Source organism: Streptomyces sp. NRRL WC-3549 (genome assembly GCF_000721935.1).
GTDB lineage: Bacteria > Actinomycetota > Actinomycetes > Streptomycetales > Streptomycetaceae > Streptomyces.
The window spans coordinates 216929-217208 of sequence record NZ_KL585423.1 but is presented as its reverse complement, the minus strand read 5'-3'; the positions used below and the strand labels follow the sequence as shown (position 1 = coordinate 217208).

At 76.1% G+C, this 280-nt stretch carries 1 protein-coding gene; it reads left to right on the top strand.

The genetic code is table 11. The features are described from left to right. Positions 1–280, top strand: a 280-nt coding sequence (locus IH13_RS0127375; protein ID WP_031088650.1) for an SDR family oxidoreductase, incomplete at both ends; no start/stop codon positions are given.

Below are 280 nucleotides of genomic sequence, written 5' to 3'. Positions count from 1 at the left end.
CCGCATCAGCGGCGACACGGCCACCGGCGCGTGCCAGCACCTGGACCTGCTGTGGCAGCTCATCAAGGGGTGCCTCCAGGCGGGGGCGGTCCCGGACCTGCCGCACGGGACCACCGACTGGGTACCGGTGGACTACGTCAGCGCGGCCGTGGTCACCCTCGCCACGGCCGGTCCGGCCGGCGCGGGGACGTACCACCTGACCAACCCGGACGCGCCGGGCCTGGACCGGGTCTTCGCGGCGGCCTCCCGCCTGGGCCACGAGCTGCGCACCGTCCCCGCT